Source organism: Sphingomonas sp. (genome assembly GCF_036731925.1).
Lineage (GTDB): Bacteria > Pseudomonadota > Alphaproteobacteria > Sphingomonadales > Sphingomonadaceae > Sphingomonas.
In genome coordinates, this window is the sequence record NZ_DAINDJ010000002.1 from 249,036 (window position 1) to 275,715 (window position 26,680).

26 protein-coding genes, 1 tRNA gene and 1 pseudogene are annotated in these 26,680 nt (G+C 69.1%); 10 read left to right on the top strand and 18 right to left on the bottom strand.

Annotated features, from left to right (window positions below; translation table 11 throughout):
- The first annotated feature begins 32 nt into the window (after positions 1–32).
- Entirely contained in the window at positions 33–995 is a 963-nt protein-coding gene (locus V7E00_RS10660) for a CsgG/HfaB family protein (protein WP_333572638.1), read from the top strand.
- A gap of 102 nt (positions 996–1,097) precedes the next feature.
- Here V7E00_RS10660 and V7E00_RS10665 read toward each other — a convergent pair whose 3' ends face one another.
- The 3 genes and pseudogenes from V7E00_RS10665 to pnuC all read right to left on the bottom strand — a co-directional run bounded on the left by V7E00_RS10665 (position 1,098) and on the right by pnuC (position 4,638).
- A complete protein-coding gene (locus tag V7E00_RS10665; RefSeq protein ID WP_333572639.1) occupies positions 1,098–3,377 on the bottom strand; it encodes a TonB-dependent receptor in 2,280 nt (759 codons plus the stop codon).
- Between the two features lie 186 nt (positions 3,378–3,563).
- Entirely contained in the window at positions 3,564–4,088 is a 525-nt protein-coding gene (locus V7E00_RS10670; RefSeq protein WP_333572640.1) for an ATP-binding protein, read from the bottom strand.
- Positions 4,085–4,638 (bottom strand): annotated as a pseudogene (gene pnuC / locus V7E00_RS10675) (nicotinamide riboside transporter PnuC). Before pnuC ends, V7E00_RS10670 begins: the two are co-directional and overlap by 4 nt.
- A 185-nt stretch (positions 4,639–4,823) precedes the next feature.
- Between pnuC and V7E00_RS10680 the strand changes: the two are divergent.
- Positions 4,824–4,900, top strand: a tRNA-Pro gene (locus V7E00_RS10680).
- Between the two features lie 157 nt (positions 4,901–5,057).
- Here the strand turns inward: V7E00_RS10680 and V7E00_RS10685 are convergent.
- From V7E00_RS10685 to V7E00_RS10700, 4 genes are all read right to left on the bottom strand, one after another.
- Entirely contained in the window at positions 5,058–6,437 is a 1,380-nt protein-coding gene (locus tag V7E00_RS10685) for a tetratricopeptide repeat protein (RefSeq protein WP_443019184.1), read from the bottom strand.
- A gap of 248 nt (positions 6,438–6,685) precedes the next feature.
- A complete protein-coding gene (locus V7E00_RS10690; protein ID WP_443019185.1) occupies positions 6,686–7,966 on the bottom strand; it encodes an OmpP1/FadL family transporter in 1,281 nt (426 codons plus the stop codon).
- A 56-nt stretch (positions 7,967–8,022) separates the two neighbouring features.
- Positions 8,023–8,424, bottom strand: a complete 402-nt coding sequence (locus V7E00_RS10695) for a DUF2147 domain-containing protein (RefSeq protein ID WP_333572643.1) — start codon at positions 8,422–8,424, stop codon at positions 8,023–8,025.
- A 152-nt stretch (positions 8,425–8,576) separates the two neighbouring features.
- The gene (locus tag V7E00_RS10700; protein WP_333572644.1) at positions 8,577–9,299 is read right to left on the bottom strand and encodes a S8 family peptidase; all 723 of its coding nucleotides are present in this window, start codon (positions 9,297–9,299) and stop codon (positions 8,577–8,579) included.
- Between the two features lie 135 nt (positions 9,300–9,434).
- Between V7E00_RS10700 and ybaK the strand changes: the two genes are divergently transcribed.
- Positions 9,435–9,908: a Cys-tRNA(Pro) deacylase gene (gene ybaK / locus V7E00_RS10705; protein ID WP_333572645.1), complete on the top strand. Its 474-nt coding sequence runs from the start codon at positions 9,435–9,437 to the stop codon at positions 9,906–9,908.
- Positions 9,909–9,911: 3 nt separating this feature from the next.
- Here ybaK and V7E00_RS10710 read toward each other — a convergent pair whose 3' ends face one another.
- The 4 genes from V7E00_RS10710 to V7E00_RS10725 all read right to left on the bottom strand — a co-directional run bounded on the left by V7E00_RS10710 (position 9,912) and on the right by V7E00_RS10725 (position 13,031).
- Positions 9,912–10,499, bottom strand: coding sequence for a hypothetical protein (locus V7E00_RS10710; protein ID WP_333573847.1), 588 nt, complete (start codon positions 10,497–10,499; stop codon positions 9,912–9,914).
- A gap of 68 nt (positions 10,500–10,567) precedes the next feature.
- Complete coding sequence (locus V7E00_RS10715; RefSeq protein ID WP_333572646.1) at positions 10,568–11,452, bottom strand: general secretion pathway protein GspK; 885 nt, start codon at positions 11,450–11,452, stop codon at positions 10,568–10,570.
- Complete coding sequence (locus tag V7E00_RS10720) at positions 11,449–12,000, bottom strand: type II secretion system protein GspJ (RefSeq protein ID WP_333572647.1); 552 nt, start codon at positions 11,998–12,000, stop codon at positions 11,449–11,451. Before V7E00_RS10720 ends, V7E00_RS10715 begins: the two co-directional genes overlap by 4 nt.
- Positions 11,997–13,031 (bottom strand): ABC transporter substrate-binding protein, encoded by a 1,035-nt coding sequence (locus V7E00_RS10725; RefSeq protein ID WP_333572648.1) that lies wholly within the window; start codon positions 13,029–13,031, stop codon positions 11,997–11,999. The genes V7E00_RS10720 and V7E00_RS10725 overlap by 4 nt, the downstream gene beginning before the upstream one ends.
- Positions 13,032–13,114: 83 nt before the next feature.
- On the opposite strand from V7E00_RS10725, the gene V7E00_RS10730 reads away from it, so the two are divergent.
- Positions 13,115–13,747: a hypothetical protein gene (locus V7E00_RS10730; protein WP_333572649.1), complete on the top strand. Its 633-nt coding sequence runs from the start codon at positions 13,115–13,117 to the stop codon at positions 13,745–13,747.
- A gap of 49 nt (positions 13,748–13,796) precedes the next feature.
- Here the strand turns inward: V7E00_RS10730 and V7E00_RS10735 are convergent, their stop codons facing one another.
- From V7E00_RS10735 to gspL, 4 genes are all read right to left on the bottom strand, one after another.
- Complete coding sequence (locus V7E00_RS10735) at positions 13,797–15,023, bottom strand: type II secretion system F family protein (protein ID WP_333572650.1); 1,227 nt, start codon at positions 15,021–15,023, stop codon at positions 13,797–13,799.
- Positions 15,024–15,178: 155 nt separating this feature from the next.
- Positions 15,179–16,645, bottom strand: coding sequence for a type II secretion system ATPase GspE (gspE, locus tag V7E00_RS10740; protein ID WP_333572651.1), 1,467 nt, complete (start codon positions 16,643–16,645; stop codon positions 15,179–15,181).
- Positions 16,642–17,142: a type II secretion system protein GspM gene (gene gspM, locus V7E00_RS10745; protein ID WP_333572652.1), complete on the bottom strand. Its 501-nt coding sequence runs from the start codon at positions 17,140–17,142 to the stop codon at positions 16,642–16,644. The genes gspE and gspM overlap by 4 nt, the downstream gene beginning before the upstream one ends.
- Positions 17,139–18,278 (bottom strand): type II secretion system protein GspL, encoded by a 1,140-nt coding sequence (gspL, locus tag V7E00_RS10750; RefSeq protein WP_333572653.1) that lies wholly within the window; start codon positions 18,276–18,278, stop codon positions 17,139–17,141. Before gspL ends, gspM begins: the two co-directional genes overlap by 4 nt.
- A gap of 9 nt (positions 18,279–18,287) precedes the next feature.
- Between gspL and gspG the strand changes: the two genes are divergently transcribed.
- The 5 genes from gspG to gspD all read left to right on the top strand — a co-directional run bounded on the left by gspG (position 18,288) and on the right by gspD (position 22,537).
- Positions 18,288–18,770 (top strand): type II secretion system major pseudopilin GspG, encoded by a 483-nt coding sequence (gene gspG, locus V7E00_RS10755; RefSeq protein ID WP_333572654.1) that lies wholly within the window; start codon positions 18,288–18,290, stop codon positions 18,768–18,770.
- A gap of 89 nt (positions 18,771–18,859) precedes the next feature.
- Positions 18,860–19,297, top strand: coding sequence for a prepilin-type N-terminal cleavage/methylation domain-containing protein (locus V7E00_RS10760; protein ID WP_443019186.1), 438 nt, complete (start codon positions 18,860–18,862; stop codon positions 19,295–19,297).
- Complete coding sequence (gspI, locus tag V7E00_RS10765; protein WP_333572655.1) at positions 19,294–19,644, top strand: type II secretion system minor pseudopilin GspI; 351 nt, start codon at positions 19,294–19,296, stop codon at positions 19,642–19,644. The genes V7E00_RS10760 and gspI overlap by 4 nt, the downstream gene beginning before the upstream one ends.
- Entirely contained in the window at positions 19,641–20,435 is a 795-nt protein-coding gene (locus V7E00_RS10770; protein ID WP_333572656.1) for a type II secretion system protein N, read from the top strand. The genes gspI and V7E00_RS10770 overlap by 4 nt, the downstream gene beginning before the upstream one ends.
- Before the next feature lie 14 nt (positions 20,436–20,449).
- Positions 20,450–22,537 (top strand): type II secretion system secretin GspD, encoded by a 2,088-nt coding sequence (gspD, locus tag V7E00_RS10775; RefSeq protein ID WP_333572657.1) that lies wholly within the window; start codon positions 20,450–20,452, stop codon positions 22,535–22,537.
- Here gspD and V7E00_RS10780 read toward each other — a convergent pair.
- The 3 genes from V7E00_RS10780 to V7E00_RS10790 are packed head-to-tail and all read right to left on the bottom strand — an operon-like array spanning position 22,531 to position 24,046.
- Positions 22,531–22,962 carry a hypothetical protein gene (locus V7E00_RS10780; protein WP_333572658.1) on the bottom strand — a complete coding sequence of 144 codons (432 nt, stop codon included), beginning with the start codon at positions 22,960–22,962 and terminating at the stop codon, positions 22,531–22,533. The genes gspD and V7E00_RS10780 overlap by 7 nt on opposite strands.
- Positions 22,959–23,414, bottom strand: a complete 456-nt coding sequence (locus tag V7E00_RS10785; protein WP_333572659.1) for a hypothetical protein — start codon at positions 23,412–23,414, stop codon at positions 22,959–22,961. Before V7E00_RS10785 ends, V7E00_RS10780 begins: the two co-directional genes overlap by 4 nt.
- Positions 23,411–24,046 (bottom strand): hypothetical protein, encoded by a 636-nt coding sequence (locus tag V7E00_RS10790; protein WP_333572660.1) that lies wholly within the window; start codon positions 24,044–24,046, stop codon positions 23,411–23,413. Before V7E00_RS10790 ends, V7E00_RS10785 begins: the two co-directional genes overlap by 4 nt.
- 84 nt (positions 24,047–24,130) lie before the next feature.
- On the opposite strand from V7E00_RS10790, the gene V7E00_RS10795 reads away from it, so the two are divergent.
- Positions 24,131–26,602: a PhoX family protein gene (locus V7E00_RS10795; protein WP_333572661.1), complete on the top strand. Its 2,472-nt coding sequence runs from the start codon at positions 24,131–24,133 to the stop codon at positions 26,600–26,602.
- Positions 26,603–26,680: the final 78 nt, after the last annotated feature.

Below are 26,680 nucleotides of genomic sequence, written 5' to 3' on the forward strand. Positions count from 1 at the left end.
GCCGCCTGATTGTACAGGGAGGTTTTAGTACGATGATGAAGCAGTTGCTCGGCGCCGCCGGGGCGATGGCATTGTGCGTGGGCGCCGTCCCCGCGCTTGCCCAGAGCAAGCCGACCAAGACGCAGCGCACGCAGGAACAGGCGATGCAGGACGTGCCGCACTGCGCACGGAAGCTGGGCACGCTCTCGATCGTCGACGGCGACGATCCCCGCGGCTGGACGCAATACTCGCTGGCACCGCCGCAGAAGCTGCTGAAGGTGCTGGTGCAGCGTTCGGGCTGCTTCAACCTCGTCGATCGCGGCTCGGGCCTGCAGGCGGCGCAGCTGGAGCGCAACATCGGTGGCGATCTCGGCCACCAGCGCGGCGCGAACGTCGGCCAGGGCCAGATCAAGGCGGCGGACTATGTGCTCGTCGCTGAAGTTCAGGCATCGAACCGCAACGCGAGCGGCAGCGGCGTCGCCGGTGCGGCTGGCGGCATCATCGGCGGTCCGATCGGCGGCCTGCTGGGCGGCATCAAGTCGCGCAAGATGGAAGCCAACACCGTCCTGTCGCTCACCAACGTCCGCACCACCGAGACGATCGCCACGCAGGAAGGCTATGCCTCGAAGAACAGCGTCTCCTGGGGCGCGGGCGGCGGCGTCGGCTTCATCGGCGGCGGCCTGGGTGCTGTCGGCGGCGGCTATGACAACACCGACATCGGCCGGATCGTGACGCTGGCGTTTATCGACGCCTATTCCAAGATGGTCACCGAACTCGGTCTGGTGCGGCCGGGCGACGAGGGCACCGCGCAGGCGGCGCCCACCAAGACCTTCACCGCCCAGGCGCCCGTGGCAATGCGCGCGACGCCCGCCGCAGCCGGCAAGGTCATCCGCACCGTGCCGGTCGGCGCGATCCTCTACCCCACGGGCAAGAAGGACGGCCTGTGGTGGGAAGTCACCGACGAGAACGACAATGTCGGCTGGGTGCTGAACACCAAGCTCGCGCCGTCGAACTGATCGGTCGCTAATCAAGAAGAAGGGCCGCCGCGGAGAACCCGCGGCGGCCCTTTTCGTTGGACCGCCACACCTCCCCACAGCGGGGGAGGTGCGACCGTCACCTTACTTGAACTTGCCGCTCAGCGAGACGCCGAACACGCGCGGCTCGTTGAGCACGGCGGCGCGATAATTCTCGATCACGCCCTTCAGGTTCTTCTCGCCGGTGATGTTCCGGATGAAGCCCGCGACTTCCCAGGCATCGTTCGCCGCGGTGTAGCCGATCTTCAGGCCGCCTTCGAAGTTGCCGTTCGCGGTGAACTCCCTGGTCTCGTAGAGCACGAAGTTGGTGTAACCCTGCAGGTTCCAGTCGGTTGCGAGGAACAGCTTGCCGCCAATGTCCATGGGGATGTCGTAGCGGGCATTCAGGCTCACATTATATTCCGGCGCGTTCGGCAGCGGGTTGCCGTCGATCTTCGCCAGGAACAGCGAGCCCTGCTTGCGAAGCGGGTCGAGCACAGTGCAGGTCACCGCCCCACCGAACGCGCAGACCTGCGCCTCGAGATTCTTGTCCTCGATCTTGCTGTGCAGCAGGCTCAGGCCGGCCTGGATCGACAGGTTGCGCACCGGGCGCCAGTCGACATCGGCTTCCATGCCATAGGCTTTGGCCTTGTTGGCATTGAGCAGCACGCCGTTGCCGTTCAGGTCGTTGCCGTTCAGCTGGATGTCGTCGACCGTGTAGTAGAAGCCCGACAGGTTGAAGCGCAGCGTGCGGCCCAGCTGGGTCTTCACGCCCGCCTCCCAAGAGAGGATCTTCTCCGAGTTCGCAGTGGTGAAGTCCGAGTTGAACACCGCCGAGCGACCTTGGATGGTCGGGCCGCGGAAGCCCTTGGCAACGCGGGCATAGACGCTGACGTCCGGATTGATCTCGTAGCGTGCGCTCAGATCCCAGCTCGGCTGCGTATCCGACAGACGGACGTGGCGCCGGCCGGTGTACGACACCGCGCCGGCCACGGAGTCCGCGGTCTTGAGCAGGTCGGTGGTCTTGGTATCCTCGGTCACGCGGCCGCCAGCCGTGATCGTCAGCTTCGGCGCAATCTCGTAGCTCATCTGGCCGAACACCGCCCAGCTGGTGTTCATGTTGTGCAGGCGCACCCAGTTATTCGGATTGTTGGCAGTGCCGCTCAGGAAATAGGCGCGCTGGTAGAATTCGGTGATGTCGCGCGCGTCGAAATACATCGCGCCGACCTGCCACTTGAGCGGCCCTTCACCGTTGCTGGCGACGCGGAACTCCTCGGTCCACTGGTCCAGCCCCTTCACACGGCCCATTGATTCTCCGAGGCCGGCATTGCCGAAATCGGCAGCCGCACCGCCGTCCGTGTCGCCGCGGCTATAGCCGGACAGCGTCTCGTAGCCGGTAATCGACGTGAGGGTGACCGGGCCCAGATCCCAGTTGATGTGCACCGAGCCGCCGGCGGTCTTGTAGTTCTGCGGGTTGTCGGCGCCTTCGTCCCAGCGCGCGCGGGTGAATTGCACGCCGTTGATCTGGTTGGAGCCCAGGTTCAGCGCACCGCGACGAAACACAGTGGCGGTGCCGTCGTACCAGCGGGCATGGCCGGAGGCGAGGATCGACAGGCTCTCGTTCGGCGTCGCGAGCAGCTGCGCCCGCACATCGCGCTCATTGAAGCCGCCAGCGGCATTCTTGCGGCCAACGCGGGTGCCGTCGGCCGTCGGGCCGGTGTAGCTGTTGTCGATATAGTCGTCGCGGTGCTGGTAGAGGCCCGAGATACGGAAGGCGAGCTTGTCCTGGATGATCGGACCACCGATGCCGGCATCGACATTCACGCTGTTGTAGCTGCCATAGCTCGCCGTGCCGCGGCCCTCGAACTGCTGCGAGGGGCGGATCGAGTCGAACTTGATGATGCCGGCGGTGGTGTTGCGGCCGAACAGCGAACCCTGCGGCCCGCGCAGCACTTCGATCTGATTCACGTCGAACACCGGGTTCGACTTCATCACGACGTGCTCGAGGACGACGTCATCCTGAATGATCGACACCGGCTGCGAGGCGCCAAGGTAGAAGTCCACATTGCCGAGACCGCGGATGTAGAAGCGCGGGAATATGCGGCCGGTCGAGGACTCGACGTACAGGCCCGGCACCTTGCCCGAGAGCGCGAGCAGCGTGTCATCGCCGCCAGCGGTATAGTCGCGCGCCTGCGCGGCCGGGAGCACGGCGACCGAGATCGGCACGTCCTGCTGGTTTTCCGGGCGGCGCTCGGCGGTTACGACGATTTCGCTCAGGCCGTCCTCGGCCTGCGTGTCCTGCGCGAAGGCGATGTCGGCGGTGAACAGCGCGCCAAGGGCGGCGCCGATCAGCAAGCTGCGCTTGTCGCGCGCGAGATTTAGCATTGGTCTTCCCCGAAAGAATGTTTGATCTTCTGTTTGAACGGCGCGCCAACAGGCAGCCGGGTTGGAACCGGCTGTCGCATCGACGTGGCTTTTTCGTATCCCCTTTGCCGTCGCGGCGGCGCTAGGCCCGGATTGTGAACTTCCTGTGACGCAAATCAGGCGCTTAGGCGCATTGCCTCGTGCAACTCAGCCGCGCGCGGCGAAGGCGCGGATGGCGGCAAGCGCGGCGGCGGCGCGCGCCTCCCCTTCCCCGCACACCAACGCGAAAGGCACGCCCCGCCGCTCCAGCTCGGCGCGCGAGAGGTCGAAGAACCGCCGGCGCGATTCGGCCGTGCCAAACAGCCGGGTTCCATCGGCCACCCAGGGCAGGTCGATGTCGAACAGAAGATAGAAGTCCGCCGTACCCTGCCAGGCATCGAACCACGGATCGCGCGTGCCGAACAGCATGTCAGCCCACACCGCCGTCATCAGTGGATCGGTATCGAGGATCAGCGGCGACGGCGCGGTTTCCAGCATCATCCGCGTGCCGGCGTTGTGCGTCCTGGCGATCTCCACCAGGTCGCGCATCGTGAAGTCGGTGCCGCGCGTCTCCGCATATTCGCGGCCATATTCATCGAGCACCACACCGCCGAGCCCCGCTGCGAGACGCGCAGCAACCGTGGTCTTGCCCGTGCTCTCGGGCCCGTGGAGGCAGATGGTGCGGGGAATCATGCGCGGGCCCTGGTCCAGTCGATCGCTCCCCACACCGAAAGCGCGAGGAAAAGGCAATAGAGGCCGGCGGTCAGCCACAGGCCCTTCACGAGGAACAGGGGTATCGCGAGCAGGTCCACCGTGATCCAGAGCGGCCAGCACTCCCACGCCCGACGCGACTGGAGGATCTGGGCGACGATGCTGAGGACGGCGATGGTTCCATCCCACCAAGGGAATGCCGCATCGGTCATCCGGTGCATCAGCGCACCCCAGCCGAGCGCGGCGATCGCCGCCCCGCCCGCCCAGGCGAGCCGCGCACGCCTGCCGAGCGCCACGACCGGCACCTCGCCGGCACCCGCCCTGGCGCGACGCCAGTTCCACCAGCCATAGCCGTGACGACGAAATAGAAGCCCTGGAGCAGCGCATCGCTGTACAGCCGCTCGCGCAGGAAGATCACCGCGTAGAGCGAGACCATCGCCAGCGCGAAGGGATAGTTCCACAGGCTCCGCCGGACGACCAGCGTTACATTGGCGAGCCCCAGCAGGGTGGCAACGGCTTCGATCGGCGACACGGGGCAGGGCTTATCGGGAGCCCGGGGGGCGGTCGAGAGCCGCAATCGGTGCGGCGCGGAAAAAATTCACCTGCCTGCCATTTTGCTGCAACGAACCGCTTGACGGCTCGGCCAACCCACCCTTATAGGCGCGCCTCCAAGCTCAAGCCGGTCTGCTCCCGAAAGCATTGTAGACCGGACTCCGTCGGGGAGTAGCTCAGCCTGGTAGAGCACTGTCTTCGGGAGGCAGGGGCCGGAGGTTCGAATCCTCTCTCCCCGACCATTACTTGCATTTGGGATAAAGCGGGTGACCTTCGGGTCGCCCGCTGCCCGCTTTTCCATTCCCCATAAGGCAGCGGCGACAGGCGTTCCTTCGCAGTCCGCACGACTGCGCCGCGCTCCGGACGCGGCGAGCCTGCCCGGCGCGTAAGCGCCGAGCGCTAGCTTTCCGCGCGCGGCAACGGCCACAGGATCAGGGTGATCCGATCATGGCCGGCCGCAATGTCCAGCACCTCCCCTGCCACCACATCGATCGGTTCGGGGAAGCTGTGCAGCACCTGCAGCCAGCCGCCGTCGTGATACCCATCGGGATGATTGTCGAACGTCACGCCGTCCCACAGATCGATCTGCATCCACTGGACGATGCCGATCGCGCGACCGCTGGCGGTTACCGGAATGGAGAGCCGCGCCAGCGTCGCGTCATGCTTCTTCTGCGTCAGGTCGAGCCGCACCAGCTCCACATCGCCCGACAGCCGCTGCCATCCGGTCATCGTGCCGTGAATCGGCAGTCGCTGCGGCGCAAAGGCAGCAAAGGCGGAAAGGTCGAAGCCCGACACGTCGTCGACAAAGGCATAGGCTGCCAGGTTCTCGCTGGCGACCAGGCAGCCCATGGCACTCGCCGCGCGTGGGATCACCATTGCGCCGGGCGCCAGCAGGCGGCGATGCGCGTCCTCGAATGTGTCGAGCACCTTTTCGGTCAGCAGGTCGCTCGACAGGATCTCGGAGACCAGGATGTCGGCGGGAGCATCCAGTTCCGCTCCCACCGCGAGTTCGGTGGATGGCCTGGCGTGGACGGTGATGCGGTCCGCATAGCCGTTCTGCGCGACGATCTGCTGCGCCATTTCGGCGATCATCGGCTCCATTTCGCAGGCGACGACCTTGCGGCCCCCCGCCCGCGCCGCCATCAGCGACAACAGTCCGCTGCCCGCACCGATATCGAGGACGCGTGCATCGGGACCGGCGACGCCGATCGCTGCCTTGATCGCCGCCTCGAACGCATCGTTGCGCGGCGCGTCGTTCATCATCGGAATGTGCCAGAAGGGTACCGCACCCGCGCCGAGCCGCCGCACCTGGTGGCGCAGGTGCAGATTGTCCGGCTGCAGCGCCAGCGCGCGCCGGAAGGTACGGAGCGCCTCCAGGTTCCGGTGCGCGTCGGCAAGCACCACACCCAGATTGCCGAGCGCCGTGGCATTGTCCGGGTCAAGCGCGCAGGCGCGCTCCAGCACCACGATCGCCTCCTCGGTGCGGTTCAGCCAGTGGAGCGTCAGTCCCTTTTCGTGGAGCGCCACGGCATGGTCCGGCTCGATCGCAAGCAGCTGGTCCCAGGCAAGCAGCGCATCCTGCGGGCGGGACAGCCGGCCGAGCAGCCCAGCCAGCAGCGGCAGGACGTCGGCCGCGCGATAGTTCTGCGCCAGCGCGGCACGATAGCGAATTTCGGCCGCCTCCAGATCCCCCTGCTCGTGCAGCGCCATCGCCTCCGCAAGGGCGGCGCGTGCGTCGATCAGACGGTCGGGAGACTCGAGGTCGGTCAAAGGGAACATCCTTAAGATTTGGCTAGGGTGCGGGTTGCTCGGGATAGGTGCTCGGCGTGATGCGCGATAGCCCCGGCTTTGCCACTTTGAAGCGCCTCTTCCTTGAAGGAGGAGATCCAGAACATGCGTAGGTTTCGCTGAGACGCGGCCCCGCCCCAACCCCGCATTAGGTGCGCCTGAAAAAGAGGGGCCAGAAAGCGAAACGCCGCCGACCCATGGGGCCGACGGCGTCGCGATCACTACCTTGGCACCAATCGTCAGAACTGGACGCGACCGCCTACCGAAAACACGAACGCCCGCGCGTTGCGCAGCTGCCCCTGAGTCAGGATCGTCGATCCCGCCGCGATCGTCGCCCGGTCGATCGGCGCGTTGGCGAAGTCGACATAGTTGGCCGCCGCGTCGAGCACGATGTTCTGCGTCACTGCATAGGAGCCGCCCGCGCCGAAATTCCAGCGGTTGGAATCGGGCACGCGCGCGTCCCGCTGGCCGTTTTGGGTCGGCGTGGTCGCCCGTTGCACGCCCGCACGCAGCGTCAGCGCCTGGGAGACCATGTAATCGACGCCGCCGGCGTAGCTCCAGCTCTCGCGATAGTTTTCCGGAAGCGCGGTGTTGAGCGGCGCGCCGAGCCGGATCGCGTCGAACTTGTCCCAGTTATAATGGACCACCTGGCCGTTGAGCGTCAGCTTGTCGGTGGCGCGCCAGCGGATGCCGGCGATCTGCTGCGCAGGCGTGTAGAAGTCCGCCTGCACGTTCGACAGGGCCATGTTATTCGGTTGCAGCGGGCCCACCAGACCGCTCACCGTCAGCTCGCCCTTCAGCTTGTGGTGAATGGCGGACTTGTAGCTGAAGCCGGCGGTCACCCGGTCGCTGTGCATCTGGAAGCCGGCGCTCCAGCCTACATCCCAGCCGTCGCCCTTCAGTTCCTGCCGCCCGTCCGGCAGGCTGGCGAGCACGTTGGGCAGCGCGTTGCTGAGGCTGGCATCGGTATATTCGACGTTCGCGGCAGCACCGACGCGCAGCCAGTCGGTCACCGACACGGCGATCGAGGGCTGGATGTCGACGGTGCGCAGCCGCGTGCGATCGGCGCTGTAGCGCGCCCAGCTGGTCGACGAGTAATCGGTGGTGAAGCTGTAGGGCGAGGTCACTGCAAGGCCGAGCGCGATCCGGTGGCCGAGCGGCACCGCGATCGCTCCCGAGGGCAGCACGCCATTGTTGATCGGATTGCGGCTGGTAGTCTCGCCGCCAATGGCGGTTGCAGGCTGTCCGCCGGGGCGGCGGATCAGCGTGCCGGTGTCGACCACCTGGCCGCGGGGCAGGATCGCCGCGGCATTGAGGTTCACCTCGATCCGATCGGCATCCGCAATCGCCGCCGGGTTCCACCACAGCGAGGCAGCGCCCGTATCGGCCGCTTCCCCCGAAAAGGCGCGCCCGGCGCCGCGGGCGGACTGTTCCTGGAGGTAGAAGGCCTGGGCATGGGCAGCACCCGCAAAGCCGGCGCTGGCCGCCAGCGTGGTGCCGGCAGCGAGGAGGAGCTTCATCTTGTTCATGTTGGTTCTCACGCTACTGGGGTTCGAGGCTGTCGCGCGGGCGACGGTCAGCGAACCCGGGTCCAGGTCTGGGTACGGCAGAATGGCTTGAACACGCAGCCGCGCAGCTTCAGCTGGTCGGGGCCGGCCAGGGTGATGTCGGCACTATAGGTCTTGCCGTCCTCGGCATTGTAGATCTTGCCGCCGCTCCAGTTGGCGCCGTCGGCGGTGAAGCCGTTCAGGATCTGGAGGCCTTTCAACGGGCGATTGCGCAGCTGGGCGTTCGAATTCTTGGTATCGCGCAGATCCGGGTTGGTGCGCAGCGCGTCCGAGGTCAGGATCCGACCGCAGATCGAAGGACCGCAGCGCTGGATCTCGACGATCGCATTGCGCGTTTGGGTCTTCCAACGGCCTACGGCACCCTCTCCGGCTTGCGGTGCTGCTACCAGCATCGCGACAAGCAAACTCATCCACATACTTGTTTTTCCATTGTCTCATGTTCCCGCCGCGGATTAACCGCAACGAGGACAGACACGGCGTATATTTACGCTCCAGCCTCTCCTGGGCTGGAACCATACCCATTCCTCAAAGTTCCGCAATGGCGGGTATGTTTCGGAAAATTTCAGGCGGTACGGCGACGATGCGCGATCCGGCGCGCAGTCTCGATCGGTGCCGCGAAGGAGGTGCCGGTGCCGGTCACGGCACGCCCATCCGCCAGGCTCGTCGGCACGTCCACGCCGCGCTGCCACACATAGAGATAGCCCTGCATCTCGGGCTCGGGACGGTTGGTCCCGGTCCAGGGCTTGCCGGCCGGATCCAGCGCGCCGACCAGCACCGCGTTGGGGAATCCCTGTCGCGCCATCGCGAGATTGCCGGGGCGCGAGAGGCCGTTGTTGCCGGCCGCAAGCACGACAACGATCCCGGCGGCGGCGGCATCGTGCACCGCGGCGGTAATCGCGGGATCGTCAGCCAGCGCGAGCGAGATGTTGATGGCATCCACCTTCAGGTCGATCGCCTTTCGGATCGCGGCAACGATCGGCGCGGCGCTCGGCTGGCAGGGCGGGTTCGCGCCGGGACGGCAGCCTGCCGGATCGTCGATCCGCAGCGAGACGATGGCCACCTCTCCTGCCGCCGCACGGCTGAGAATGGTCGCGACCATGGTGCCATGATCATAGCGCGGGCGGAAGGCGGGGCGGTCGGTGCCGGCGAGGTCATATTCGGCGATCAGCTTGCCGTGCAGCTCCGGCGTTTCCGCGACGCCGCTGTCGATGACCGCGACCCGCGGCGCCGCCGCCGGCGAGTTTGCCGCCACCGCTGCGAACAGCGCCATTCCCAGCAGGGGCATGTCCCACTCCGCCCGTTCGATCAACCAGGATGCGACGCTAGGCGGAAGACGTTAACAACTGCTTCACCACAGGCTCCGGCTTGCCCCGGGGCGCAGGTCATGTCACCGGGCGGGCGACGTTGCAGGAGGTTGTTCATGTCGAAGGCGACGCGCGCCACACGGATGCTGGAAGCAGCGAAGACGGCCTTCACCGTGCACAGCTACGACTATGACCCGGATGCCGATGCGATCGGGATGCAGGCGGCTGAAGCGCTGGGCGAGCCGCCGGCGCGCGTACTGAAGACACTGATGGCAAAGGTCGACGGCAAGCCGGTGCTCGCCATCCTTCCCTCGGACCGCCAGGTAGCGATGAAGAAGCTCGCAGCCGCATTGGGCGGCAAGTCGGCGGAGATGATGAAGCCCGCCGATGCCGAGCGCCTGTCCGGCTACAAGGTCGGCGGCATCAGTCCGTTCGGCCAGATGAAGACGCTTCCTGCGGTGATCGAGGAAGCCGCGATCACGGAGCCCTATGTCTATATCAACGGCGGCCAGCGTGGGCTGCAGGTGCGGCTCGCCCCGCAGGACGCGGCGCGCTTGCTGGACGCCAAGGTGACCGCGATCGTTGCCTGAGCCTTACAGCGGCTGGGCGTGGCGGGCAGCGTCGCGCAGCAGCTCGATGACATGCTCCAGCAGCGCCGGCCGCCCTTTTGGCCCCTGCACCACCGTCGCATAGACATAGGCATGGACCTTAGCGCGCAGCCGGGCCTCGGCTCGCAGCCGCATCCAGTCCCCCGGCGCGCCGCCGCGCCCGAGACCGCCGGCGATCGGCAGCCCTGTCGCGGCGCCGCGGACCAGCCCGGTCAGCGCCGCGCCACCGGCGGCGGCCCAGTCGCCCAGTTCCTCCATCATGTCGCGCATCAGGTTGGCGTCGACGGGCATCGGCTGCCACTGGAGGTGATGCCACGCGATCGGCTGGAGCGCGGTGGCCGCCTCCTCGATCACGCGGCGCGCCAGCGGATCGGCCACCTGCCGCACGACGGGTGCGATGCGGGCGCCGACGAAGCGGGTCTGCTCGATCAACCCGTCCTGCCAATCGGCCTGGGAAAGATCGACGTCGAAGGTCTCGACCAGGTCGGCGGCGGCCTGCTGCAGCACCGCCCGCGCCATCGCGATGTGGGCGTCGCGCCAGCGGCGGATCTCGCCCCGACCGAACAGGCGCATCAGGACCAAGACAAAGGCTCCAGGATCATCGGCGAACCAGACCAGAAATGTCGGGCAAGCTCAACCGCTCACCGCGTGGCAAAGGCAGGCACGCCTGGCGGAACCGCGGCGTTGCGCCACCGCTCCACAGGCACCGTCTCCACCTTGCCCTGGTCGGTCCGCCGCCGCTGGATCAGCGTTGCCTCCTGCTGCGACGTGCCGCCGATCGTCGCGCGGGTGCGCACCCAGAAGCTGGTCGAGCGGAACGAGCAGCCCCAGGGCAGGGTGACGTGCTGGTCGTCGAGATCCTTCAGCGTCAGATAACCCTGCCGCGCACGGACCTGCACCAGACGGCTGGCAGCAAGCGGATCCTTGAACAGCATCTGCATCAACTCCGGCTCGGCGGCGTTGAGGTTGATCGAGGTGATGCCCGGCAGCGCGGTCACCACCTTTTCCAGCCGGTCCGCGACCTTCGGGTCTATCCCGGCGAGCCGCAGCGGGCGCAGATCGGTGATCGGCCCCTGCAGCCGCACATATTGGATCGCCGCCACCACCTGCTCGGGCGGCATGTCGATGGCGTTGGCGATTTCCTGGAGCAGCACCACCGCCCCCGCCTCGCCGCTGCGCACCGAGTTGATGTTGAACCGCCCCTCCGCATCGCCGATCGCAAGGTCGAAGGTGCCGCCCTCAATCGGCGCGCCGGCCACCGCGATTTTCGCCCAGGCCTCGCGCGCGTGATCGACATCGCCCGCGGTCTCGCCGTCGCGGCGCAGCGCGACGAGTGCCGATAGCTCGCCGCCGCGCACGATCGCCTGCGCCCGCGCCGCCTCGCGCATGCGCAGGCCGCGATCCAGCGCCAGTTCCTCGCGGTCGATCATCAGCAGCACCAGCCCGCTGGCGATGGCGACGAACATCAGCACGTTGACGAGGATCATCCCGCGCTCGTCGTCGCGCGGCGCCCGGCAAGGGCTCATTGCGGCGCCTCCTGCGCGCGGGCAGGCAAGGTCACCACTCGGCGAAGCGTCACCGGCGCGCCGCCGGGCCCCGCCGTCTGCACGTCGAGCGCAATGGCGCGGGGCCAGCGCGCCTTGGCCTCGTCGCTGTCGTCGACCGGCCAGCGATCGACCCACGCCCCGTCCCAGAAGCGCCAGCGCGCGGCGGCGACCCCCGGCAGCAGCAGTTGCGGTGCCGGTGCGGCACGGAGCAGCGTGCCGCCGGCCAGCGCATAGCGGACCTGGGTCGCCGTTCCGCCCGTGCCCGGTGTGCTGCGCACGAACGAGAGGCGGTCGCCGCGCCCTTCGATGGCGCCGCTCGCCACCTGGTCCAGATCGCTGGTCAGAACAAACATCGTCCGCTGGAGCGCGGCGAGCCGGTCCAGCCGCGCCTCGGTGCGGCCATTCACCCGCAGGATGCCGTCGACCAGCGCCAGCCCCGCCACCGCAATGAGTGCGAACAGCCCCAGCGAGATCATCAACTCGATCAGCGTGAAGCCGGACTCGCCGGCTTCGGGGCGTCGGTTCACGATCCCGAACTCACCGCCACGCTGGCATAGCCGTCGCGCGAGGCGACCACGATCGCGAAGTCGCGCGCCACCGATCCGTCGGTGCGGAAGCGGACCGGCCCGGTAACGCCGTGAAACCCCCTGGCGTCGACCAGCCCGTTCATGTTCAGCGCATTGGCTTCGCGGAGCTTGTTGGCGACACCGGCAGCATCATAGGCGAGCGCGGTGATCGTGCCCGGGTCGCCACCATTCTTCGCGGCGAAGGCCTGGGCGAAGGAGGCGAAGGCACCCGGATCCGGGCAGGCAAGCCAGGCGCCGTCGAGCGCCTCCAGCGAATCCGGCCGGTTGTCGAGGCCCTGCAGCGTACCGAGCAGCTGCACGCCGCTGCCCTTCAGCGCGCGCGCGGCGGCCAGTACGCCTTCGCCGCTGCCCGGCAGCAGCACCGCATCGGGCGCATCGCCTGCCTGGGGGAGCGGCTGGCCCGGCTTCACCTGCAACACCCGCAGCGTGATGCCGATCTCGCTTTCCATCCGGCCGGCGGACAGGCTTGCAGCGGCGCACCAGGCCGAACTGTCGTCGATCATCACCACCGATCGCACGCCGCGGGTGCGGGCATAGCGCAGCACCGCGCTGGTTACCTGCGCGGCGGTGATGCCGAAGATCCACACGCCCGGCTGGCGCAGCACCGAATCGTTGCTGAACGAAATCACCGGCACGCGATTGGCCACCGTGCTGCCAACGGCAGGAACTTCGGCGGCGCTCAGTGGCCCCAGGATCAGCGCCGGGTGCTGGCGAAGCGCCTCGGCAGCGGCCCGCGCTGCGCCCTCCGCCGTACCCCCGGTGTCGAAAGCGAGGACGAAACTCGCGTTTTCCGCGAGCAACGCCGCCTGTCGCATGCTACGGCCCAGCTCCGCTCGCGGTCCGTTGAGCGGGAGCAACAGGGCGATCGGGCGCTTGTCCTTCTTCTCGCCCGCCCATGCGTTGGAGGTGAGCGATGCCGCGGATAGGACGAGGCCCGAGGGCAGCAGCCGCAGCAGGGACCGACGGTCCATTGCAGACTCCGGATTCAGCGAATGAGGCACGCCGGCGTCTTATCCTCTTCGCCGGGCTGGGCATAGGGGCCTATGCGCTGGCGATGCTGGCTACCGCGCCGGCGAGCCTGCTCGTCCGAAACGTGCCGTGGCGCAGCGGCGTGGCGGGCACGATCTGGAACGGCGAAGTGGGCGTCGCCGGCGGCAGCAGGCTCGAATGGCAGATCGCGCCGCTACGCTCGCTGACCAGCCTGGGGCTGGCCGCCGACTGGAAAGCGACGGGGCCGGACACGGACCTGGGCGGGCGTGCGCTGGTGCATCTCGGCGGACGAACGGTGCTCGACCATGTCTCCGGCGCGGCGGATGCCAGCCTGCTCCAGGCGATTCAGCCCGACCTGCCCTTTACCTGTCAGTTGGTGATGCAGGTGGAAATGGCGCGGATCGCAGTGCGGGGTGGCGACCAGATGCTCGATGGCAAGGTAACCACCGATCCCGGCACTTGCCGCCCCAAGGCCGGCGGCGGTTCGACGTCGGTGCCCGCGCTGCTGCTGACGGCCGAGCATGTCGGCCCGCGCACGACGATCCGCCTGACCCCCGCGACGCAGCGTCGGCAGGTGTTGCTCGACGCGGTGCTGGGCGAGGACGGAGCGCTCGACCTGGGCGTGAGCAAGGACGGCGCCACGGCACTGCCGTTCGTGGGGCTGCCCGGCGGTGCGCGGATTCAGGGCAAGATGTGAATTAGCCCTCTCCTAAAAGCCCTCTCCCGGAGGCGGGAGAGGGCTTTTGCTAAACCCCCACCAGGTTGTTGAGATTGATGATCGGTAGCAGGATCGCCAGCACCATCAGCAGCACCAGGCCGCCCATCACCAGCAGCACCAGCGGTTCCACCAGCGCGACCAGTGTCGAGACGAGCGCATCCAGTTCGCGCTCCAGTTCGCCGGAAGCGCGGCCGAGCGCGGGGGCGAGCTTGCCCGAGCTTTCGCCCGAGGCGACGATCGCGACCAGCATCGAAGGGAAGATGTCCGCCTCCTGCATCGCCGCGCGCAGACTGATGCCCTCGCGCACGCGCATCGCCACGCCCAGCGCCTTTTCGCGGACGAAGTGATTGGGCGTCACCGCAGCAGCGGCGTGGAGCGCCTCGACCAGGGGAACGGCGCTGCCGACAAGCGTCGCGAGGCTGCCGGCGAAGCGCGCGGCATTCATCTGGCGGCTGAAGCGGCGGAACGGCCGCCGCTCGGCAAAGGCGCGGTGAACGCGCAGCCGGTTGGCCGGCACCCGCAGCCACCGTCCGAAGGCGACGATGCCGAGGCCGATCGCGATCAGCAGGTACAGCCCGAAACCCTGCAGGAAGGCGCTGATCGCGATCAGCGCGCGGGTCAGCAGCGGCAGGTCGGCGCCGCGCGAGACGAACACCTTCACGATGTCCGGCACGACATAGACCATCAGCAGCACCATCATGCCGAACGACACGCACGCCAGCAGGGCCGGGTAGAGCAGCGCCAGTTGCAGCTTCTGGCCGTTCGCCTGTCGGTTCTCGACGAATTCCGCGAGATGGTTGAGCACGTCCGGCAGCCGTCCCGATGCCTCCCCTGCCGCCACGGAAGCACGATAGAATTCGGGAAACGCCTTGGGGTGCTGGGCCAGCGCGGCCGCGAAGCTGCGCCCGTCGAGGATCGCGCCACGCACGTCGAGCAGCAGCGAACTCACCGCCGGCTGCTCGGATTGGGTGGCGACGAGGCGCAGCGCCTCCTCGATGGCGATGTCCGAGCCGACCAGCGTCGAAATCTGCCGGGTGACAGTGGCGAGTGCGCGGGCACTCACCCCGCTCCGCCCGAAGCGTGGCAGGGTGATCGATCCGATCGAGCGGCCGCGTTCGGCAGCGGGTTTTACGGAAAGCGGCAGCAGCGCCTGCTCGCGCAGCAGCGCGCGGGCGGCGGCGGGGCTGGAGGCTTCGATCACGCCGCGCTTGGCGGCACCGGTGCGGTCCGCCGCGCGATAGGCAAAGGCGGGCATTCAGATCCTCCCCTGCAAGGGGAAGGGGACCGCGCCGAAGGCGTGGTGGAGGGGTGTCGCGGCTGCAATGGAGGTATCAAGCCCCCAGCGGTGACACCCCTCCGTCGCGCTGGCGCGCGCTACCTCCCCTTCCAGGGTAGGATTGCAGCGTGGCCTCACGCCTCGTCTCTCACGACGCGGGCGACTTCTTCCACCGTGGTCAGCCCGGCCTGGAGTTTGGCGACGCCATCGTCGAGCAGGCTCGGATTCTCCGCCCGCGCATGGCGCTCGATCTCCGCCTCGCTGGCGCCGTCATGGATCAGCTTCTGGAAGGCGTCGTCGACCGCGACGACCTCGTACAGCCCGGCGCGCCCGCGATAGCCTTCGTCGTGGCACTGGTCGCAGCCGACCGCGCGCCATACCGGCGCCCCCACCGGCAGCGCGCCGCCGAGCAACACCGAATCCGCTGCGCTCGCCACATCCTCCCTACGACAGTTCGGGCAAAGCCGCCGCACCAGCCGTTGCGCGCACAGCCCGACGACCATCGGTGCCAGCAGATAGCGCTCCACCCCCATGTCGATCAGCCGCGTCACCGATCCGACCGCGCTGTTGGTGTGCAGCGTCGAGAGCACGAAGTGGCCGGTCATCGCCGAGCGCACGGCCACCTGCGCGGTCTCCTGATCGCGGATCTCGCCGACCATGATCACGTCCGGGTCCTGGCGCAGGATCGCACGCAGCCCGCGCGCGAAGGTCATGTCGGTGCGCGGGTTGACCTGGGTCTGCGCGACACCGGGAAGCTCGTACTCGATCGGGTCCTCGACCGTCATCACATTGCGCTTGCGGTCGTTGAGCCGGGTCAGCGCGGTGTAGAGCGTCGTCGTCTTGCCCGAACCGGTCGGCCCGGTCACGAGCAGGATGCCGTGCGGCCGCTCGAGCAGCCGCCCGAACACCGCCTGGTCGCGCTCGCTCATGCCGAGGCCGGAGAGATCGAGCTTCAGCGAGCCCTTTTCCAGCAGACGCAGCACCACGCGCTCGCCATGCTGGGTGGGGATGGTCGAGACGCGCGCGTCGACGTCATGGCCGCCGATGCGCAGCGTCACGCGGCCGTCCTGCGGCACGCGCCGCTCGGCAATGTCGAGCTTGGCCATCACCTTGATGCGGCTGACCAAGAGCGGCGCCAGCGCGCGCGGCGGCTCGATCATGTCGCGCAGCACGCCGTCAACGCGGAAGCGGACGACGAGGCGCTTCTCCTGCGTCTCGACATGCACGTCCGATGCGCCTTCCTTCACCGCTTCCATCAGCAGCGCGTTGATCAGGCGGATCACCGGCGCGTCGTCCCGGGTGTCGAGCAGGTCGTCGACGCTGGCGGCGCTGTCGGCGAGCGCTGCCAGGTCCATGTCGCCCAGATCGATATCCGCAGCCGCGCCCCCTGCCCCGCCATAGGCCTGGCCCAGCGCGGTATCGAATGCCGCGCCCTCCAGCCGCACGAAGCGCGCACCGGGCGCCAGCCGCTGGACTTCAAGCAGCCCCTCCAGCGGCGCATCGGCCCGGTGGACGCATTCCATTCCCTCCGGGGTCTCGCGCAGCAGCACGCCGTGCCGCCGCGCGAAGCTGTAGGGCAAGGTGGGCGCATCGAGGATCATTGGCCGAGTTCCACCGTGGCCGACACATGGCCGGGCACGCCAAGTCGCTGCAAGGTGACGCGCTGGACCCGCAAGTCGCTGGTCGTTGTCACGTCGGCCAGCCAGCGGACCAGCGAATCGTAGCTGGCATCGGCCACGCTCACCCGCACGCCGCCGGAAATGGGTGCCGTCGTCAGGGCAATGCCAAACGCGCCGGCCGACTGGGTGGCGATCGCCTCCGGTGCCCCGGTGCGCCGCTGGGGCTTCACCGCGCTGAGCGACCCCGCCGCGCGGATCCGCGCGGTGAGCGTCTCATAGGTGCGTATATCCGCCAGCGCCGCGGCGCGCGCGCCCTGGATCGGCTTCACGGCGCCGTAGACGAGCACCACCGCCGCCAGCAGCGCCGCCAGCCCCGCCAGCATCGTCCGCTCGCGCGGGCTGCGCGCCTGCCACCAGCTGCCGATGCGCGAAAGGCCGGCGTCGAGCGTCGGCAGCTGCGTGCGAAGGAAATCACTCATGCCGCACGTGCCGTAATGCGAATGGAGCCGTCTGGCGAGGCCGCCGCCTCCCCCTGGATGCGCCCGGCCCGCAGCGCCTCGGCGATCCGCGCGGCGAGATCGGGGGCGCCGGGTTCGCAGTCCAGCGTCAGCACGCTCCCCTCGTAGCGCACTGCGCGCACCGCGATGCTGCCGGCCAGCGGATTGAGCGCTGACGATACCCGCGCCAGCAGCGGCACGAAACGATCGGGCGCCCGCGTCGCGCCGGTCGGCAGCAGATCGGTGACCCTGGCCTTGAGGTCGCCTGTCAGATCGGTCCCGGGTGCTGCCACGGACACCAGCGCGCGCGTCTCCGCCGCCCGGCGCTCAGCGATAACGCTTAGCATTAGCGCATCTCCACCCGCGATCAGGATGTGCGCCGCCGCACCGATTCCGAGGATCCAGCCCAGCCGCCGCCAGCCGTTGGACAGTCGTTCCCGGCGCGCGGCGAACACGCCCTGGCGAAGATCGAGCGCCGCTGTCGCGATGTCGATCCTGGCGTGGACGTCGCGAAGATCCTCCGCCGAGGCATCCACCTGCACCGCGCTGTCGAGCGGTTCGCCCAGCGCGTGGATGCGCGGCCGGCCGGCCGCTTCCCAAGCCGAAGCCAGCAGCGCGGCAGGCACGGCAAAACCGGTTCCATCTGCGGCGAGCACCAGCGCGCGGCCCGCGCGGAGCTCGACTGTCCATCCCTCTGCCGGTCGCGGCAGCAGCAGCACGTCCGGCACCATCGCGGCGCCGGCCAGCCCGTGCGCCTCGGCCAGCGCGACCCATTCGGCCATGATGGCGGCGCGTACCACGCCCACCAGGTAACGATTCGGCGATCCGGCCGGATCGACGCGCGCGCCCAGGGCAAGGTGAAGCGACTCGACGGGCTCCGCCACCTGGTCCTCGATCGCGAAGGGCAGCGCAGCGAGCCGCCGGGCGCGATTCGGCAACGGCAGGTCGACGGCCAGCAGCCGCACCCGCTCGGTGGGCACAAGGATGGTTGCGGGTCCCTCGGCGGAGACTATGATCAGCCGGTCGCCCGCCAGCGTCCACACACCCCCGGCGTGCGGCGGCGGCAGATCCGGCGTTCGGGCGCCGCGTGTCACAGAAGCTTCATGGGTGGGACGCATGAGGCAGGGATGCGCATAAGTTTGAAACCATTTTGTGACATCGCATCGCAGCGCGCCCCGCGCAAGCTCTTGCCAGTAGGCGAGCACGAAGCCGGGCTGACGCTGATCGAGATGCTGATCGTTCTCGTGATCATCGCCGTGGTCGCGGGCCTCATCACCGCCAACGTGATCAACCGGCCGGACGAGGCACGGGTGACCACCACCAAGGGCAACATCTCCAGCATCGAAGGCGCGCTGAAGATGTACCGCCTCGACAATGGCGATTACCCCACGACCGACCAGGGCCTGAAGGCGCTGGTGGAGAAGCCCACCGTGCCGCCGGTTCCGAACAATTGGGCGCAGGGCGGCTACCTCTCCGCCCCGCCGCTCGACGCCTGGGGCAAGCCGTACGAGTACAAGTCGGAAGGCGGCGGCTTCACGATCCGCTCGTTCGGCAAGGACGGCAAGCCCGGCGGCGAAGGCGTCGACGCCGACCTTCAGGGCAAGGGCTGATGTCGCACGGGGGGGCCGTCCTGCGCGCCTCCCCCTGCTCCTCCCGGCGGCGGGAGGGGCACGCTGGCGTCGCGCGCGCGCAAACCGGCATGACGCTGATCGAAATGCTGATCGTGCTGGTCATCATCGGCATCGCCGCGAGCGCGGTGACGCTGGGGATCGGCGCCGCGACCCGCAAACCGAGCGTCGAGAGCGAGGCCCGCCGCCTCGCCGCGCGACTGCAGGCGGCGGCCGACGATGCGATGCTGGGGGATCGCCTGGTCGCCTTTACGGCCGAACCGCACGGCTATGGCTTCGCGAGGATCGGCGCGAACGGCCGGATGGCGGCGCAGACCGACGGCGCGCTCGCCCCCCACACCCTTCCCGGCGGGATCACCCTGACGCTCGACGTGCGCCCACCGGTGGTGCTGGGCGTCGACGGATCGGGCAGGCCGATCGCGGCGACCGTGGACAATGGCAGCCAGCGCTGGGTGGTGCGCTATGACGGGATGACCGCCAGTGCGGCGCCCGCCCCGACACAGCGATGACCGACGAAGAGGGCTTCTCGCTGATCGAGGCGCTGGTGGCGCTGGCGGTGCTCGCCATCGCCACGGTGGGCCTGATGCGCACCGTACAGACGCATATCGACTCCACCCGCGGGGTGGAACGCCGGGCCGCCGCCATGTGGGTCGCGGAGAACCGGCTCGCCGAGCTGGAAGCCGGCATCCCCGGCGAGGCGCAGGTCGAGATGCTCGGCGAACGCTGGCGGATCGCGGTGGACCGGCGCAGCACCGACGATCCCGAAATCACCCGTGTTCGCATCAACGTGTTTCCCGGCGTTGAGAAGACGCCGCTTGCATCGCTCGACGGCTTCGTGGACGGACGGAACGGATGACCCGCCTCGCCCTCACCCCGCGCCAGACCCGCACCGCGCTTGACCTGCTCACCGGCGCGATGGTGGTTTCTGTCGCCATCGCCCTGGCCGGGCTCACCTGGCGGATCGCGGGCCATGCCGGCACCGGGGCGATCACCGTGCCGTCAGGACGTTCGGGCCCTGCGGTCGCACTCGACGTGGCGCCGGCGATCGCGCTGGCCCCGTTCGGTGCCGCGGTCGTCGCCGATGCGCCGCAACCCACCACGCTGCCGCTGGAGCTGAAGGGTATCGTCGCCGCGGTCCCCGCCGAGCTCTCGACCGCCTTCATTGCGGTCAGCGGCGCGCCCGCCACGGCCTTCCGTGTCGGCCAGGCCGTGAACGGCGCCACCATCGCCGCCATCCAGCGCGACCGCGTGCTGTTCGACAATGGCGGCCGCCGAGAATTTCTCGCCTTCCCCGATCCCAGCCTGTCGCCCGAGCAGCGCCAGGCCGCCGCCGCCGCACCGCCGGCGGGCGCGCCCCCCGCCCCTGGCCTACCGCCTGCGCCCCCGCCGCCTGGCCCGATCCCGGGCAACAGCGCTGCCGTGCTGCAGAAGCTGGGCGCGACGCAGACCGCGGAGGGTTTCCGGATCGGCAGCAACGGCCCGCCGGGGATGCAGGCGGGCGACGTCGTCACCTCGGTCAACGGCACCGCGCTTACCGACACGCAGGCGGCCAACGCCGCCTTCGCCGCCGCACAGGCCAGCGGCACGGCCCAGGTCCAGATATTGCGCGACGGGCGGCGGATCACGCTGACCGTCCCGCTGCGCTAGAAGAGAGAAACCGCGTGAAGATTCGCCCCGCCCTCGCCTGCCTTGCGCTTGCGCCGATGCTCCTGGATCCGGTGCTGGTCGCCGCCCAGACCGCCGCCTCGCCGCAGGATGCCGCCGATGTGGTGATCAACATGCGCGGGGTGGAGATCGCCGACGTCGCCGACCAGATCTCCCGCATCACCGGCCGTACGCTGATCCTCGATCCCGCAGTGAAGGGCGTGGTAACGGTCACCTCCTCCAGTCCGCTCACGCCGAACGGGGTGTGGGACCTGTTCCAGTCGGTGCTGCGTGCCAACGGCTATGCGGCGGTACGTTCAGGCCGCGCCTGGCGGATCGTACCCGCGGCGAACGCCGTGCGCGACGGCGGCCTGCCCGCGCGCGGGATTGCCGGCCAGGAACTGATGACGCGGATGGTGCGCCTGTCGAACGTTCCCTCGGCGGACGCCGCCCGCATTGCCCGCCCGCTGGTCGCCAGCTTCGGCAGCGTCGAGCCGCTGACCGCACCCAATGCCGTCGTCATCACCGACTATGCCGACAATGTCCGCCGGATCGAATCCATCATCCGCCAACTCGACGGCGGCGGCGGGGCGACCTTCGCGGCGATCGCGCTCAAGAACGGCAGCGCGCCTGCCGTGGCGCAGGCGGTGCAGAACGTGCTCGGGGGAGACCAGGGCGGCGGCACCCGCGTCGCGGCCGATGAGCGCAGCAACACCGTGATCCTGCGCGGCACACCCGCGTCGGTGGCCGAAGGGCGCCGGATCGTCGCCTCGCTCGATCTGCCCGGCGGGTCGACGCCGATCACCCGCATGTTCCGGCTGAACTATGCCGATGCCGAGACGGTGACGGACGTGCTGCGCGGCGTGCTCGGCCTGGGCGAGAGCACGGACAATCCGGTTGCGAACAGCCTGTCGAACAGCGCGAGCAACCCCTTCGCACGGCTATCCTCGCAGAGCAGCCTCACCGGTGCCGCGGCGGGCATGACCGGGGCTGCGGGGGCGGCGACCGCCACCAGCGCCACGGGCGTTCAGGCCGCAACCGGCACCAGCACGCCGACGATGCAGTCGACGACGCCGAAGACCCCCAAGGGCTTCGCCACCCCAGACCTGACGGTGCAGCCGGCCCCGGAGCTGAACGCGATCGTCATCCGCGGTGCTCCCAGCGCGATCGCCTCGATCGAGCCGCTGATCCGCGACCTCGACGTGCGGCGCCCACAGGTGCTGATCGAGGCGGCCATCGCGGAAATCACCGGCGACGATGCCGAAGCGCTCGCGGTGCAGCTCGGCACCAGCGGCGCGGTGCTGGACCGGGTGGCGGGTGCGGCGACCTCGTTCAACGCGGGCGGCGCGTCGCTTGGCGCCATCCTGAGCGCGCTGGGCGTGCCGGCCGGGTCCATCCTCGGCACGGGCGCCAGCGGTTTTACGGGCAACTTCAAGGTGGGCGACGACTTCTCCGTGCTGCTCCAGGCGCTGGGCACCTCCAGCCGTGCCAACCTGCTGTCGACGCCGCAGATCACGGTGCTGGACAATGTGGCAGGCGAATTCATCGCGGGCCAGAACGTCCCCTTCGTCACCGGCTCGATCCTGACCAACTCGAGCTCGGCAACGCCCTACAACACTATCGAGCGCAAGGACGTGGGCATCACCCTGCGCGTCCTGCCGCGGATCAATGCGGGCGACACCATCCGCCTGCAGGTGAACCAGGAAGCCTCGGCGATCGCCAGTACCACCGTGTCGCAGGCGTCCGACATCATTACCAACAAGCGAGCGATCAACACCACCGTGCTCGCCGACAACGGATCGACGATCGTGCTGGGCGGCCTTACCGCCGACGACTATCAGGACACGCGCCAGCAGGTGCCGGTGCTGGGCAACATCCCGCTGATCGGCGAGCTGTTCAAAAGCCGCCGTGAGCAGCACCAAAAGCGGACGCTGTTCATCTTCCTCAAGCCGACGATCCTGCGCGACGGGGCCGATGCGAGCGCCGCTGCCAAGGATCGCTATGCCCGGCTGCGCGCCGACGAGGCGGAGAACGCCAAGCGCAACAGCCTGCTGCTCGCACCGCCGCCGGCCCGGCTGAAGGTGGAGATCGACGGGATCTACTGAGCCGCCGGGTCCGGATCGGCAGCGGGCAGCGGCACGCGCGCCTGCTGCCCCCCCCGGCTGAACAACGCTGCGTCGATCGACAGGGATTCGAGCCGCCAGCCATCGACGCTGTCACCGATCGCGAGGCTGCGGCTGCTTCCCTGTGCGGTGCGGACCAGCGCCACTGCATCGCTGCCGAGCCGGCCGACGATTCCGGTCAGTTGCGGCGCATCGGCCGGCAGGGCTTCGCCTTGGGCAGCGGGCGCGGCGAACAGCGGACGATCGAACACATGGGCAAGCGGCGGCTCGGTCGACGCGGTGAGCGGCGGGAGCGCGCGCGGCGCCTTGGGCTGAATGGATGCGCCGGGGCGCAGCAGCAGGCCAGGCAAGGCCACCGCCAGCAGCGCCGCCCCCGCCAACGCCGCGATCTGCGCACGCGGGATCACCGCACCGCTCCGACCAGCGTGCCGCTCAGACGCACCCCGCCGCCTTCGGCAGGCACGATGCGCCAGGTGCGAAACCGCACCAGCGGCCGCTCGCGCTCCAGCGCGTCGGCCAGCGCGACCACGGCCTTTTCCGGGCCGGAGAGGCGGAGCTCCACCAGCACCAGCGGCGGCGGCGCGGCGGCGGCACGGACCGACTCCACCAGCACGCCACCGCCGCGGGCCAGTCGCTCGATCCGGGCACGGACGCCAGCCGCTGCGGTGCCGGGAGCAAAGGCCAGCTCGGGGCGAAGGACGGGGACGTCCGCAGAAGGCGCGGCAGCGACAGCGAGGGCTGCCGCTCGGGCACTTCGCGCCTTGGCGAGCGCCCCCAAGGCCGTGCCGGTCCAGGGTGCCAGCAGCGCTGCCAGCAGCAGCCCGGCGATCAGCCCCCACAGCATGGGTCTCCGGCTCATGGCGCGGCCTGCCGCAGCAATACGTGCGTCCGCCCTTCGCTTTCCTGCTGCCGCACGTCGCGCAGCCCGGCCAGCGCGGGCACCCGTCGCAGGGCGCTGCGGAGCGCATCCGGATCGCTGGCAGCTACCTCCAGTTCCAGCGCCCCGTCGCCCTGTCGCTCGGCGCGCACCAGCGCCGCGTCGGCGGGCAAGGCGGCGGACACGGTATCCAGCAACGCCGCCGGCCCGGGCTGCACGATGGCGGAAGCAAGCATCGTGCGGGCGGCGCCCCGTGCCTGCTCGGCGCTGCGTCGGGGCGCCAGGGCGGCTTCCGCGGCAGCGGCATCGTGCTGCGCGCGCTCCGCGAGCAACGTCGCGGCCGCAAGGGTGGCGAGCGGCCCGGCGGCGATCAGCAGGGCAAGCGCCGGCATCACCCATGCGCGGGGCCGCTCCAATCCCGCAGCCTCGTCCGCGGGCGCGGGGGAACGAGCGCCGCCTGCCCGCACCCAGCCGAACGCGCGCGCGGCAAGGCTCGGCGGCGGCGAGCTGGGATCGCGATCGGCGGCATCCGGCGTCATCTCGCTGCGCTTAGCCCCTGGCGGCGACTTGGCAAGTGTCACCTGACCGCCATGCGCAGGCCGCCGATCCGTCACGAAAGATGCATGACCGTTTCACGCCCCGCGCCCATGGGCAGCGACGAGCCGGGACCGCATGCCCGCGCAACAGAGGGGACCCCAATGACCGACCTGATCGAGGCGCCGTTCGGCTATACCGATGGCGACGTGGATACCAACCGCAGCACTGCCGTCACGCTCAACGAACTTGCCGACCAGCGCTATTCGCGCCGCACGCTGCTCCGCGGCTCCAGCGCGATCGTGGCCGCGACGGTGGGCGGGTCGCTGCTCGCCGCCTGCGACGACAAGAATTTCGGGAGCGATACCGCCCCCACGGTCTCGGCCGGATCCGCGGTGACCACCACCGCTGGCAAGATGGTGACGCTGACCGGCACCGCCACCGACGACAAGCAGATCGCCAGCGTCGCCTGGACGCAGATCGCCGGTCCGCAGGTCACCCTCGCCACCCCGGCGACCAACGCCGCGAGCTTCCTCGCACCGGCCGTTGCCGCACCGACCGAATTCCGTTTCCGCTTTGCGGCCGTCGATTCGCGCGGTCAGACCTCGTCTGCCGATGCCACCGTCACCGTCGCTCCGGCGGCATTGGACTTCACCGCCGTCGCCAAGAACAAGCTCGACGTGGTGACCGTGCCCACCGGCTACACCGTGACCGTGATCAACCGTACCGGCGATCCGATCGCCGCGAACGTGCCGGCGTACAAGAACGACGGCACCGACACGAACTTCGCCCAGCGCATCGGCGATCATGGCGACGCGCTCTATTGGTATGGCCTCAGCACCGACGGTGCCGCGCGCGACGCGAACAGCTCGGCGCGCGGGCTGCTCGTGCAGAACCACGAGAACATCAATCAGCAGTATCTGCACGTGGGCGGTGCGACGAGCACCGGCGGCGTCCGCCCCGAAGCCGAGGCGCAGAAGGAAATCGACTGCCACGGGGTGTCGATCACCGAAGCCAGCGAAGGCGCCGGTCGCGCCTGGAGCGTGAAGCAGGATTCGACCTATAACCGTCGGATCACGCCCGCGACCGTGATGGCGTTCAACGGCCCGGCCAGGGGCTCGGCGCTGCTCCGCACGGCCTATTCGCCGACCGGCGTGGCGGGTCGCGGCACGATCAACAACTGCGCGAACGGCACCACGCCCTGGGGCACCGCGATCACCTGCGAGGAAAACTGGGCCGGCTATTTCCGCCGCAGCGGCGACACCGCGAACCGCACGGCCAAGGAACTGACCGCCCTCTCCCGCTACGGCGTTACGAGCGGCACCGGCAGCTATGGCTGGTCGACGGTGGTCGCGTCGGATTCGGCCAACACGCTGTTCCGCCGCTGGGACGCGCGCGCCGGCACCGGCACCGCGACCGATGACTTCCGCAACGAGCCGAACCAGTTCGGCTGGATCGTCGAGATCGATCCCTATGCGCCCAGCTCGACCCCGCGCAAGCGCACCGCGCTCGGCCGGCTTGGCCATGAGGGCTGCTGGCCCGGCGCCTTCGTCGTCGGCAAGAAGCCGGCCTGGTACATGGGCGACGATTCCCGCCGCGAATATATCTACAAGTTCGTGTCGGCGACCGCCTGGGTCGCGGCCGATGCCAACGCCGCGGATCGGCTTGCGATGGGCGACAAGTATCTGGACGCCGGCACGCTCTATGTCGCCAAGTTCGCTGCGGACGGGACGGGCAGCTGGCTGCCGCTGGTGTTCGGGCAGAACGGCATCGACGGCAACAACGCGACCTATGCCTTCGCCGATCACGCCGACGTGCTGGTGAACGCCCGCCTCGCGGCCGACGTGGTCGGCGCGACGCCGATGGATCGCCCGGAATGGACCGCCGTGAACCCCGTCACCGGCGAGATCTACGTCACGCTGACCAACAATAGCGAATCCGGCCGGCCGCTGAACGGCACCGATGCCGCCAATCCGCGCCACTACAACGACCCCAAGGGCGCCGCCCAGTCCGCCCAGTACGGCAACCCCAACGGCCACGTCATCCGCATGAAGGAAGCCGATACCGAAGCGACCAGCTTCACCTGGGACATCTATGCCTTCGGTGCCGGCGCGGACCTCGACAAGACCAACATCAACCTCTCGTCGCTCGACGACAGCAACGACTTCTCCAGCCCCGACGGGATGGCATTCGCCCGCGCCACCCATGCCGGCGGCCAGGTGAAGCCGATGATGTGGCTGCAGACCGACGACAGCGCCTATACCGACGTGACCAACTGCATGATGCTCGCAGCCCAGCCGGGCAGCGTCGGCGATGGCGGCGCGCGGTCGATCACCAACACCGGCTCGAACGGCGCGACGGCCACCCAGGCGACTCGCGTCGGTGCAGCGCCGGGCGCCAATCTGCGCCGCTTCCTCGTCGGTCCGATCGAATGCGAGATCACCGGCGTGGATTCGACGCCGGATGGCCGCACGCTGTTCGTCGGCATCCAGCATCCCGGCGAAAACGGCTCGCCCGCGGCGCCGTCCAGCCATTGGCCGGACAGCCAGGCCGGCGGCACCGTGGCCGCGACCGTGCGCCCGCGCTCGGCCGTGGTGGTCATCACCAAGAATGACGGCGGCGTCGTCGGCCTCTGAGGGCATCGCTGCCGAACAAACGGAAAAGGGGAGGTCCGGCCGGACCTCCCCTTTTTCTTTCCCGCTCCCGGATCCTCC